General features: G+C 58.0%; 10 protein-coding genes. All 10 read right to left on the reverse strand.

Going from position 1 to position 12,086, the window contains the following annotated elements:
- Positions 1–5 precede the first annotated feature (5 nt).
- Complete coding sequence (locus tag K7A42_RS12800) at positions 6–1,199, reverse strand: efflux RND transporter periplasmic adaptor subunit (RefSeq protein WP_282455333.1); 1,194 nt, start codon at positions 1,197–1,199, stop codon at positions 6–8.
- A gap of 247 nt (positions 1,200–1,446) precedes the next feature.
- Positions 1,447–2,601 (reverse strand): sensor histidine kinase, encoded by a 1,155-nt coding sequence (locus tag K7A42_RS12805; protein WP_282455334.1) that lies wholly within the window; start codon positions 2,599–2,601, stop codon positions 1,447–1,449.
- Between the two features lie 196 nt (positions 2,602–2,797).
- Positions 2,798–3,472 (reverse strand): response regulator transcription factor, encoded by a 675-nt coding sequence (locus K7A42_RS12810; RefSeq protein WP_044459318.1) that lies wholly within the window; start codon positions 3,470–3,472, stop codon positions 2,798–2,800.
- A 206-nt stretch (positions 3,473–3,678) separates the two neighbouring features.
- Complete coding sequence (locus tag K7A42_RS12815) at positions 3,679–3,963, reverse strand: YMGG-like glycine zipper-containing protein (protein WP_282455335.1); 285 nt, start codon at positions 3,961–3,963, stop codon at positions 3,679–3,681.
- A 352-nt stretch (positions 3,964–4,315) separates the two neighbouring features.
- Complete coding sequence (locus tag K7A42_RS12820) at positions 4,316–5,167, reverse strand: 2-hydroxy-3-oxopropionate reductase (RefSeq protein WP_282455336.1); 852 nt, start codon at positions 5,165–5,167, stop codon at positions 4,316–4,318.
- Between the two features lie 3 nt (positions 5,168–5,170).
- A complete protein-coding gene (otnI, locus tag K7A42_RS12825; RefSeq protein ID WP_064263905.1) occupies positions 5,171–5,956 on the reverse strand; it encodes a 2-oxo-tetronate isomerase in 786 nt (261 codons plus the stop codon).
- A gap of 11 nt (positions 5,957–5,967) precedes the next feature.
- Positions 5,968–7,680 carry an ABC transporter ATP-binding protein gene (locus K7A42_RS12830; RefSeq protein WP_282455337.1) on the reverse strand — a complete coding sequence of 571 codons (1,713 nt, stop codon included), beginning with the start codon at positions 7,678–7,680 and terminating at the stop codon, positions 5,968–5,970.
- An 11-nt stretch (positions 7,681–7,691) separates the two neighbouring features.
- Entirely contained in the window at positions 7,692–8,867 is a 1,176-nt protein-coding gene (locus K7A42_RS12835; RefSeq protein ID WP_107327347.1) for an ABC transporter permease, read from the reverse strand.
- 10 nt (positions 8,868–8,877) lie between these two features.
- Positions 8,878–9,864 carry an ABC transporter permease gene (locus K7A42_RS12840; RefSeq protein ID WP_022557655.1) on the reverse strand — a complete coding sequence of 329 codons (987 nt, stop codon included), beginning with the start codon at positions 9,862–9,864 and terminating at the stop codon, positions 8,878–8,880.
- 28 nt (positions 9,865–9,892) lie between these two features.
- On the reverse strand, positions 9,893–12,007 hold the full coding sequence (locus tag K7A42_RS12845; protein WP_282455338.1) for a family 10 glycosylhydrolase: 2,115 nt from the start codon (positions 12,005–12,007) through the stop codon (positions 9,893–9,895).
- Between the last annotated feature and the right edge of the window lie 79 nt (positions 12,008–12,086).

Here is a 12,086-nt window from a genome sequence, read left to right on the forward strand (position 1 = left end):
GCGCCCTACCGCTTCGCTGCGGCCAGTTGCGCCTGGCCATCCGTGCGTTCGTCCGTGGATGCTCCCAGGACAATGGTCTCGCCTGCCTGAAGACCGCCAAGAATCTGGATGTCCGCACCGTTATCGATGCCGACCTGGACCTGCCGGATCTGGACCTCGCCCATCGCGTCCAGTATCCGCACGCGCGCCGTATCACCTGCCCGGGGTGCCCGTTCCACTGCGCTGAGCGGAACCAGCACGGCGCCGCTGACGCGGCTCAAGACGATGGACACCTGCGCCGTCATGGACGGCCGCAGGACCCCGTCCGCATTCGCCACATCGATCAGCCCGGTGTAATAGACCGCGCCATTGGTTGAGTTAATCCGGCTAGCAGCGGCGTTGCTCTCGTTGGCGATGGAAGCCGGGGCCGGTTCCACCTGTCGCAACTCCCCATCGAACCGGCGCTTCGGATCGCCAAGAATGCTGAACCAGACCGGCAGGCCTCGTCGCACACGCACGACGTCAGCCTCGGAAATGTCCGCGCGTACCGTCATTGTGTCCAATCGCGCGATCATGACGATGGTCGGCGCAGTCTGCAGGGCATTCACGGTTTGACCCTCGTCAGTGACGATCGCGACCACAGTGCCCGCGATTGGGGCAGTGATACGCGTATAGTCCAGTTCTATACCCGCAGACTCCAGCGCGACCTGCGCTTGTGCGACCTGAGCGTCCACCGATTGAACCTCAGCCCGCGCGCTGTCTCGCGTCGCAACCGCGGCGTCATACTGGGCGCGCGGCGTGGAACCACCTGCCAGCAGGTCACGCTCACGCTCGAAATCCTTCTCGGCTTTCACCAGACCGGCGCGGCGCGCGGCGTGAACGGCGCGGATGTTGGCCAAAGCGGCCTCGCGGTCCCGCAAGGTGTTGCGCCGGGTCTGAGAATCGATCTCGGCCACCAATTGGCCCGCCTCGACGATGTCACCGATCTTGACAGCAAGATGCTCAATGCGTCCCGACGCCTGGGCGCCGACCCGCACCAGCTCGAGCGGTTCGAGAACCCCGGTCGCCAGCACCACCTCTTCAATGTCACCCGTTCGCGCCTGCGCCGTCACCAGTTCAGGCTTCGCCGGCGAACGCAGAAACAGAAGCCAGATGCCCAGCAAACCGACAAGGGTTACCGCCGACAGGATGAGACGCTTGCGGGTGATGTTTCGTGTCATTTAGTCGTGGCCCGTGCTATGAAATTTGCGGGCTTTCTCTGTCACGAGAGTTACCTGAAAATTACAGGGAGCCGTCGTCGCGGCTGCTCCGTTTGGCATGCACCGTAAAATCAACCGATCGGCAAAGAGTGTTTGCAGTGTGGGTGGCGTGCCAGAGATTGCCCGCCACATATCAGGCGATCGCGGCCGTGCCCAGCCAACGCCGAGGGATACGGATGCCCTGACCCCTTAGCGTAGGCACCGGCCGCTACCGACGCTGGAAAATGCGCTTCTCGCGCCAGCGCACGGCAAATGTGCTGCCCTTGCCTGGAGCGGACGAAAGCTCAACGTAACCGCCGTGACGGGTCACGATCTCATTGACCATGCTGAGACCCAGGCCCGCGCCTGAGCCGTGAGGGCTGACCCGGTAGAACGGTTCGAATATGCGCGATTGCTTATCGCTGGCGATTCCGCAACCCTGATCGGCGACCATCACGCTACCGTCAGCCTCAATGCTCACTGATATCTGTCCTCTTCCGCCTCCGTACTGGACTGCATTACGGACCAGATTGACGAATGCACGCTCCAAAGCTTCGGCATCACCCGGAACGAACAGATCTTCCGCATCGCTGTCGAACGAAATCTCGTAGCCTTCAGAGATCGCCAGGGGAGCAAGATCGGCAACCACCTTCGACACAACGCTGTTGAGATCGACAGGTGCGTTCTGCTGGGGCTTCTGTCGGTACTTCTCGGTGTCGAGAAGCTGGTTCGCGATCGCTGTCAGTCGCTTGATGGCCGTCTGCAGGTGGGTCTTGTCAGAACTTGGCGAAAGCGTATCAATCCTCACCTGCAGGACAGCGATCGGCGTTCGAAGTTCATGCGCCGCGTTGACGAAGAAGCGCTCCGTCGCCTCGAAGCCGCTATCGAGACGACGCAGCGCCCTGTTGATGTCGCGCACCAGGCGAAGCACTTCATTGGGCAGACCCCGCTCTTCCACCAAGGCGCCACGTGTGTCGAGATCGATCCTGTCGAGACGCGTGGTCAGGTCGCTGAAGGATCGCAAAGCCCAGCGTGTGACAAACGGAGCGCCAATGAGCGAAATGGCGACGAGGATCAGCGCCGGAATACCGATGGCAAGGTTCCCCAGCAGCACGGTCACACCATATTGAGACATCGGGACACCGCCAGCAAAGATCGTCGCCTCACCGGCCTGGGTGTCGAAACGCTCCATGCGGCCCACACTCAACGGATCATCTAGATCGCCATGAAGTTCGACACTTCTGAACGTCCGCAAGAATGGCATGTTATCGGCAATTTTCCCGGGAGGCACGCCATGTGCCAGAACGATATCTTTGCCCAGGTCTGCCACGAACCAAAGGTTAGGCGAGTCTTCCATAATCTCTTTAAGTTCAGCCGTTGGCATCAGACTTGCTCGGCCATTCGGCTCGAGACGGACTGAATCTGCGATTTCCTGAGACAGCCAGATGGACGTAATTGCCACATCGGGCTTGAGGCCGGAAAGGAGATAGAAAACCAAGCTGAGCGAGGCGATGACCGCACAGAGCTGCAGGACAATAAAACCGAAAGTGAAACGCCAGCGAAGGGAGGTGCTGGTCATCCTATTGCTGCTCATGAAGATAATAGCCTATGCCTCGAATGTTTTTGATAACGATGTTGGCCTCCGCTTCGCCAAGCTTTCTGCGCAGCCGCGACATGTTGGATTCCAGTGAGTTCGACTGGATCTCATCATCAAAGGAATAGACCTGCCCCTCAAGGGACGAGCGCAACACGGTCCGACCACGGTTTCTCAGAAGCGTCTCGATGATCAGCAGTTCCCTGCGGGTGAGCGCAAGGCGGACGCCATTGACATGTACATCGCATGACACACGATTGTAGGTAACGTTTCCGGCAGCCAGGAGGGACGATCCCGTTGTCGGAGCCCTCCTCAGCACAGCGCTCATTCTCGCGACCAGTTCAGCGATTTCGAAGGGCTTTGGTAAATAATCATCAGCGCCGTCATTCAGCCCGGATATACGCTCGTCGGTGGACCTCAGAGCGGAGATGATGATCGATCGCGTGTTTGAACCTGCGCCACGCAAATCCGCAAGAAAGGTACTGCCATCACCATCAGGCAGTTGCCGGTCGATAAGGACGATATCGTAGTCCGCCATGGCGATTGCTTCCCGCGCCGTTGCCAGATCGCCAACGGCATCAAGAACAATGCCATGCTGCGAGAGGGCCACCCTCAAGGCATCCGTCATTTCTGGATCGTCTTCGATAAGTAGAAGTTTCATAGTCGCCTACTCATTCAAGTCGCACTGTCGTTTCCGATAATCCTTACAGCAAAACGACCGCCCGTGATCGAGATAAGCTCAACGTTCGTGACGTCCTGACCGTCAGATTTCCCGATGTCATAAAAGTGGTGTGGCTGCGGAGGGTGAAGAGCCGGAGTTTTTCGATATCACTCTCGCCTTTGACGTGCGGCAGCCGGCTGCAATCTCTAGCGGCAGCGACCGTAATAATCCCGGTATCTGCAGCTGTAGTCGCGGTGATCCCGTCGTTCCCAACGGTCCCGGCGGTTCCTGTCGTTACGTTCGCTGATGTTTCCTATCACAGCGCCACCCGCGCCGCCTGCGGCGGCTCCCACTGCTGCGCCTTCCCAGGTACCGCTTGCCAGCCCGCCTATTATAGCACCGCTCGCCGCGCCAATGCCGGCGCCCTTTTCCGTCTGGCTGCACGCGGTCAATACCACGCAAACGAGTATGCCCGAGATAATCTTTTTCATGCCTATCCTTCCGTTCACCGCCACGGCGGTCGTCGATTGACTTTTGAGGCAGAGACGTATGGCCGCCGAAAATTACGGGGAAGTTACGCAGAACTGTTGCCATCGACACCTGTCGACAGGGCAAATTCATTTTTAGGACGCGCGTCTTAGCGATCACCCATTCTCAGGTGACCGCCGCCCACCCAAGGGATCCGGAATCTCGCTGTTCCTCGCTGAGCTCCAGAACGGGAAGCCGAAATGACTACATGCGGCTCCTCGCCAACGGTCTTGCGGCCCGACCGAGGGACCAATCTACTGATTTTGCGCGCTTTACGCTGGTAAGCCGACTATCAATCAGGAGGTCTCGTTTGAACTACAAGGCTTTGATCAACGCCGAATGGTCTTTGTCGCCCAGGCCTCTTTCCAGCGCGCCATTCATCAACTGATGAACCATCGCAGTGTTGGGCAGCATAAGCTCGAGCAGACGCGCCGACTCAAGCGCGAGCGATATGTCCTTGTGATGCAAACGTATGCGAAAGCCGGGCTCGAATGTTTCGTTGATCATCCTTTCGCCGTGAACCTCCAGCACGCGGGACGCGGCAAAGCCACCCATCAAGGCCTTGCGCACGATCGAGGGGTCCGCTCCGGCTTTTTTCGAAAAGCGAAGGGCTTCCGAAACGGCCTGAATATTCAGGGCGACAACAATCTGATTGGCGACCTTAGCAACCTGACCGTTTCCAACGTCACCGATCAGGGTGATGTTCTTGCCCATCTTTTCAAACAGGGGTCTTGCGCGCTCGAAAATATCCGGTTTTCCGCCGACCATGATGGTCAGCGACGCCGCTTTGGCGCCAACTTCACCGCCCGACACCGGCGCGTCGAGATAATCGCATCCCAGCGCCTCGATACGGGCGGCAAAATCCTTCGTTGCAATCGGTGAAATCGAGCTCATGTCGATGACGAGCTTTCCCGCATCAAGGCCGTGCGCGACGCCATCATCACCAAACAAAACTGCTTCCACATCGGGCGTGTCCGGCAGCATCAAAATCACGATCTCGGCGCTGCGCGCCACTTCTGCACCTGAACCGCATGCCCTCGCACCACTTTTCAGGAGGGAGTTCGACACGGGTTTGACCCTGTGAAGATAAAGCTCATGTCCGGCATCGATCAGATGCTGCGCCATCGGGCGGCCCATGACCCCCAGTCCGATAAATCCTATTTTCATGGCTCAATCCTCCCGTTGATATGCTTTCAACCAGTCAAGACCTGCGCTGGTGGTCGACGCCGGTCGATATTCGCAGCCGACCCATCCGTCGTAGCCAAGTTCATCCAGACGCCTAAAGATGAAATCGTGGTTGATCTCGCCCGTCCCCGGCTCATGACGTCCGGGATTATCAGCGATCTGAACGTGGCCGATTTTGTCCTGCAGGCGCTCGAAGGTCGCGACGAGATCGCCCTGCATGATTTGCATGTGGTAGAAATCATATTGGATCAGCAGGTTGGAATGCCCGACACGGTCCATGATCCGCTCGGCCTGATCGGTGTTGGTGAGGAAATAGCCGGGTATGTCGCGAGTGTTGATGGGCTCGAAGACAAGGGCAATTCCGGAATCCGCCAGACGTTGCGCAGCGTGACCGAGATTGCCGACAAGCGTGTCTTCCAGAACTTGCGGATCGACACCGGGCGGTTGAATACCGGCCAGACAATTGATCTTTCGGCATCCCAGAACTTTTGCATAGCGGATCGCCGTTTCAACGGACGTCTCAAATTCGGAGACCCTGTCCGGCAGGCTGGCGATGCCGCGCTCGCCTGCGGCCCAGTTGCCGGGCGGCAGGTTGAACAGAGCCTGTGTGAGATTGCACCTCCTGAGCTCCGCTGCAATCGTCTCTGCCGCCTCCTCGTAGGGGCTGACATATTCGACTGCCGCAAAACCATCGGCAGCGGCGGCGGCGAACCGTTCCATGAACGGATGTTCGGTATAAAGCATGGACAGATTGGCGGCGAATTTCGGCATTGGCAATGACCTCAAACTTGGTCTGCGCGCAGGCGGTGCAGCATGCGCTTGTTGCGGGGGTCGGGGTTGGGAACAGAAGAGATCAGTCGCTTGGTATAGGGGTGCGAGGGCGTGGTGCAGATTGTTTCCGCATCTCCGATCTCGACAATCTTACCTTTGTGCATGACGGCAACGCGATCGCAGAAATAGCGCACGACCGAGATATCGTGCGAAATGAAGATAAAGCTGAGATTGAGCTGCTTTTGAATATCGAGCAACAGGTCGAGGATCTGGCTTCGTATCGAGACGTCGAGAGCCGAAGTCGCCTCATCGGCGACGATGACCTTCGGGTTGACGGCGAGCGCCCTTGCAATCCCGATCCGCTGGCGTTGGCCACCGGAAAAGGCATGTGGGTATCTTTCCATCGCCAAGGGATCGAGCCCGACCTTCTGCAAAAGTTCGCCAACGCGGGTCTCCACCGCTTTGCCGGACATGCCACCGGCGATGACCAGAGGATCTCCGATGATCTGCTTCACCGTCATACGGGGGTTGAGCGACGCAAATGGGTCCTGAAAGATAAGACGCACATCCTGGTGATAGCGGCGCAAATCCACTTTGTTTAGCGTGGTGACGTCCATCGGAGCCGCATCCGGGCATCCGCGATACGCAATTCTGCCGGAACTCGGCTCAACGATCCGCAGTATCATTCGTCCTAGTGTGGTTTTGCCTGATCCGCTTTCGCCGACAATGCCGAGATTTTCGCCGGCAAATAGGTCAAGACCAGCATCGTCCACCGCCACCAGCCCGCGCCCACCGCCATACGAAAACAGTCCGGACGGCGCGCCGTAGACTTTGGAAAGATTGCGCACTGACAGGATCGGAGCCACGTTGGCCGTCAGCGACGCCGGCAGCGTGCGCGTGGCTGCGCCTCTCTCGAGCTTGACCGTCGCTTCCAGAAGTTGCCGTGTGTAGGGATGCTGACTGGCGTGGAAAATCTCGTCCACCGGCCCTTTTTCGACGATCTTGCCAAAACGCATGACGGCGACCTCGTCCGCTACTTCGGCAACGATGCCCATGTCGTGGGTGATGAGGAGCATCGCCATGCCGCGCTCCACCTGCAGCCGCTTGATGAGATCGAGGATTTCGGCCTGCGTCGTCACATCCAGCGCCGTCGTCGGCTCATCGGCGATCAGAACTTCCGGGTCGCAGGCCAGCGCCATGGCAATCATCGCTCGCTGGCGCATTCCGCCGGAAAACTCGAAGGTGTATCTGTCGGCCATCACTTCCGGCTGCGGTATCTCCACCTGGCGCAGCAGTTCGATACATCGCTCCCGAGCCTGTCTCTTCGACAAGCGGCGATGCAAACGCACGGCTTCGATGATCTGTGAGCCGATGGTGTGGACCGGCGACAGCGAACTCATTGGTTCCTGAAAAATCAGGCCGATCCGTCCACCGCGAATGGCCAGAACCTCGCGACTGCTTACGGCAAATTTCGCGATATCGACTGGTCCCTTGGGCCCATCGAGAACGATCTGGCCGCCTGTCATCTGTCCGGGCTTGTCGATGATCCGCATCAGGGCACGGGCGGTCACTGATTTGCCTGAACCGCTTTCTCCCACCAGCGCAAGCGTCTTTCCGCGGTCAAGGTCAAAACTGACATTGCGAACGGCATGGAGCACATGGGTTCTGAGATGGAAATCGATGGACAGGTCTTTGACCGCCAGCAAGGTTTCGTGCTTCGTCATCTCACTTCCTTTCAGCTATCGTAAGGGTCGGCTGCATCGCGCAGGCCATCGCCAAAGAAATTGAAAGACAGAACCGCCAGGACCACCGCAAGGCTCGGCCAGATCAGCAACCATGGCGCCGTGGCAACTGTCCGCACGTTCTGGGCATCCTGCAACAGCACGCCCCAGCTGACGACCGGTGGTTTCAGACCGACCCCGAGAAACGACAGCGAGGTTTCAGCGACGATCATGGTCGGAATGGCAAGTGTCACCACCGCCAGAATGTGGCTGGTAAGTGATGGAAGGATGTGGCGGAATATGATCCGCCTTTCCCCTGCACCGTCCAGCCGGGCAGCCGTCACGAAGTCATCGCCGCGCAGCGCGAAGAATCGTCCCCGCACCTCGCGTGCCAAACCCGTCCAGCTCAGAAGGGAAACAATCAGGGTTACGACAAAATAAACCGAAAGCGGTGACCAGCTTAGGGGAATGGCAGCGGCCAGCCCCAACCAGAGCGGAATGGTCGGCATGGCGCTCACAATCTCGATGATACGCTGGATGAGGGTATCGACCCAGCCGCCGTAGTAACCGGAGACCGCACCCATCACGACGCCGAGCGTCAGCGAAATGGCAACGCCGACAAGGCCGATGGACATGGAGACGCGGGTTCCATAAATCAGGCGGCTCATGAGATCTCGTCCCAGCCGATCCGAACCCAGGAGATACATCGGGTCGCGGGCGTCAAGCGGCCCAACCAGATGCCTTTCCATCGGGATGATGCCCCACAGCTTGTAAGGCGCCCCTTTGACGAAGAATCCGATAGGAATGATTTTCGTGTCGTCGACTACGAAGCTGCGGCGGAGGGCTTTGGGCTCGATCTCGATCTTGTAGCCTTTCACGTGCGGCAGAAAGCGGGAACCGCCATCGGCAGCCGGCGCAAATAAAGCGATGCCTTGCGGCGGCGCAAAGGTATATTGCGGGCGCGACGTGTTCGGCATGCCCGGTGCCAGGAACTCGGCAAAGGCACCGATGAAATAGAGCAACAGAATAATACCCGCAGCAAATGCTGCGACCTTGTGGCGAAAGAAGCGCTGGCGAATGAGCGTCCATTGCCCTGCAGCCTCGAGGCTTACTACCTTGCGCCCGGACTTCAGAGGGCTGATGGCGGGGCCGGTTTCCAGCGCGATGGTGGGGTTCTGGTTGATTGACATGGCCACCCCTTCAATTGAACCGGATGCGGGGGTCGAGCACCGCCAGCAATATGTCTGAAATCAGCATGCCCACCAGTGTCAGCACGCCCATTAAGAGAATGAAACTTCCGGCCAGATACATGTCCTGGCCGACCAGCGCCCGCAGCAGAAGCGGTCCCGCCGTTGGAAGGTTCAGCACGATGGCGGTGATGGTGACGCCGGAAACGAGATCCGGCAGCACCCAGCCGATCGAGCTGACGAAAGGGTTGAGCGCGATGCGGACGGGGTATTTCACAATGACCTTGCGCTCCGGCAAACCCTTGGCACGCGCCGTGACGACATAGGGCTTGCTCAATTCATCCGACAGATTTGCCCGCAGAATTCTGATCATGGCGGCAGTGCCTGACATGGCGATGACGATCACAGGTATCCACATATGGCTGAGCATGTCGTTGAATTTTGCGATGCTCCACGGCGCATCAACGAAAGCGGGAGAAAATATGCCGCCAACGCTTTGTCCCAGAAACCGGTAGCTCGCATACATCAAGGTCAGCGCCATGATGAAATTCGGAACGGCCAGCCCGATAAAGCCGAGAAGCGTAAAGGCGTGGTCGCCGAAGGAATGACGTCTGACCGCGGAATAGATCCCTATCGGGAGGGATATCGCCCAAACCAGTAAAAGACTCGCCAGCGAGATCAACAGCGTCGATCCCATCCGGTCCCAGATCAGGGTCGAGACCGGCTGGTTCCACTCGAAGGAGTATCCGAAATCGCCCCGGGTCAATATTCCGCTGATCCACACGAAATACTGGACATAGACAGGTTGATCGAGACCGTATTGCGCGCGCAGGCGCGCAATCGTCGCCTCGTCCAGATTTTGCCCGCCATCGGCCATGGTGGAGAGAAGCGAGGTCAGATAATCGCCTGGTGGCAATTGAATGATCATGAATGCGATCAAGGACATGCCGAACAGGGTCGGTATCATGTAAAGAACGCGCTTTGCCACATATGTCAGCATGGGTTGCTCCCGCTACACGCTATCCGGCTTATGAATGCCAGGTCAGATGAACCGTCTCGAGGTCCCGGATGGAGGGCACGGTGATTTCTGCACGGTTGCCAACGATCTTGCAGGACGCGGCCTCGCTTTTCACAAGCAGTTTCACCGTGGCAGACGAGCGACCTTTTGGCAGCTCGATCGATAGTGTCTGCTCACCGATAGGGTAGACCTCCCGCAAAGGACCTTTCATCATCATCGGGTTGGTAAGGTTGACGAGGAAGATTGCCATCGAGTCCTCGTTTTCATAAACGGCGATGTCTATGATACCCTTCCCTTCGACCGTCACACGATGGTCTTGGCCAAGAGCCCAGTTCACGGCGTTGGCGATCAGCTTGCCATGATCGGGTGCAAGTACTTTCCAGAAGACCTCGCCAATGTTCCATGGGATGTAGACCACACGACCTCCATGGCTGGTCTCACGCGCAATCACCGCAGCGCCGTTCGGGGCTTCGCGTGGGTAGACTTCCTCCATGGGCAGATCCGGAAAATCAGGGACGTAGAGGAAAGGCGTTTCAACGTCCGGATTGGCATCGACGGCAATCAGGTGTGTGCCGCCGATAATGCGAGCGGCGCCTTCGTAGCCCTCGTTCACAGGGTGCGGATCGGACAGTGCAACATAGGTGTTCTTGACCGGGCCACGTGGCGTCGATGCCAGCGAGGCACCGAAGACATTTGATAGTCCGAAATTACCGCGCCGCTCGCCGACTTCATTGCAGAGCGAGGTTTCATGCGCGGCAACGATCGACCCGCCGCGCCGTACATACTGTTCGATGGCCGCGCATTGTCCGTCCGACAGATAGGTGGCATTGGCCAGAATAATGAGCTTGAAGCGATCAAGCGCATCCGGGGTCATGACCTGATCGGATAGAAATTCAAACGGAATGCGCGCTTCCACCAGCGCATGATAAAAGCCGAGATCATTATGTTCGGCGATATGACGTTGCTCCGGTGCCCAGTGCCGCAACGTCGTGGATGGATCAATGATCGCGATTTCGGCAGTTGGCTGCATGCCCTCCAGATACGGCTCAATGTCCGCATGAAGATTAAAGGCTTCTGCAACGGGCTGCACCCAGCGATTGTCAGGAACGCAGGCATTGAATTTGGTGAACCATGGGAAAAGGCCCTGCGCAATGCCGTCGTGAATCCAGAGCTTGATTTCCTCACCACTCTGGACGGAATCCTTCCATCGGTACTCTTCCTCTGGTCCGATGGAGGTGATGAGGCCAACGGGTCTGTCACGGAACGTTCCACGAATGCGTTTGCCGTTCCGTCCAGCAGACCAGCCAACCTCCACACCTTGTCGCGCCTGGTGGTCCACGAACAGGATCGGGCAATGTTTCTGTATGAGCGAAAGGTCGAATTCCATCAGTGACGAACCGCTCATATTTGGAATGAAGCTGGCATGGGGACGGATGGATTTGACCGTCTCGTCCCAATAGACCACAAGCTCGGTGAGTATGCGTCTGCGCCACGCCGCCCACGCCTGCCATGCCGGATCCGTCGCATCCGGTCTCATCGGCAAATCAAAACCAGTTTCCTGCCTGAAACGTTTGCGATTGTCGTCGCTGTAGGACACGCCATGGCCCTGCCAGCGGTTGGCGAACACGGCATCGACGTCATATTTGGTTACGACTTCGCGAATGACGTCGGTTGTGAAGTCGCGGTTATAACTTCCCAGCGCATCGGTGACGTAGATACCGGGAAATGCCCAGTGCTCACGCGGACTTCCGTCCTGATTGATGGCCACCCATTCGGGATGGGCCAGTGCTGCATCCTCGTGGATCGCATGTGGGTCGACGCGCGCCATGACGTGCATTCCCAATTTGCGCGCGCCTTCCACGATCGTGCCAAACGGATCGGTATCCCCAATGAAGCTGGACACGTAATGCAGGGGGATTTCGCTTGGGTAATAGGCGATATAGCCGCCGGCAGAAAGGCAGACTGCATTCGACTTGGTGCGCTTGAAGACGTCGATCCAGAACTCGGGATCATATTTCGCCGGATCGTCTTCTGCAAAGGTCAATTGGGTCCAGCGAGTGGCGGATTTAAACCAATCCGGAGAACGAGCGGCAGCTCCGGAAATGGCGTTTGGTCGATGCAACATGTGTTCTCCAATGACAATATTATGCCGTCACGCCCTTTGGGGGCGGCTAAAAGGTTTGATGTTTCCATCCAGGTTCAGT

The sequence above is a fragment of the Agrobacterium sp. InxBP2 genome (genome assembly GCF_026191755.1).
Classification (GTDB): Bacteria; Pseudomonadota; Alphaproteobacteria; order Rhizobiales; family Rhizobiaceae; genus Agrobacterium; species Agrobacterium pusense.